At 45.9% G+C, this 532-nt stretch carries 1 protein-coding gene; it reads left to right on the plus strand.

Going from position 1 to position 532, the window contains the following annotated elements:
• A partial coding sequence (locus tag A3756_RS23500; RefSeq protein WP_156490727.1) for a GGDEF domain-containing protein occupies window positions 1-532 on the plus strand: 532 nt, incomplete at both ends.

Below are 532 nucleotides of genomic sequence, written 5' to 3' on the forward strand. Positions count from 1 at the left end.
AACCTCCGAACCCAGCAACAAAAAGCTCAAACCCAGATAGAACAACTTGCATTTTACGATGCTCTAACCAATCTCCCCAATCGTCGACTTTTGATGGACAGAACCCAGAAAGTTATCGATAGGATTAAACGAGAACACCTCTTTGGCGCCCTGATATTTATCGACCTCAATGGTTTCAAGCGAATCAATGACTCCCTAGGCCATTATGTGGGTGACAAACTTCTGGTATCCGTGGCCCGGCGGCTTCAAAACTCTATAAGAGAAGTCGATACCATCGCTAGGATTGGTGGCGATGAGTTTGTTATTTTGCTTGAAGACCTCAGTAGCTCTCGCAAGCAAGTAGAGCAAGAAGCTCTTCAAGTTGCCCAACGAAGCCTTAAAGACCTTGAAAAACACTTTGAATTATCAGACCGACGTTACCGTATCGACGCGAGCATCGGCATAGCAGTCATCAACGAATTCGATTGCGATGCAATAGAAGTGCTTAAGCACGCCGATGCCGCTATGTATGAAGCGAAAAAGACTCCCCACA

The organism is Oleiphilus sp. HI0086, from assembly GCF_001635225.1.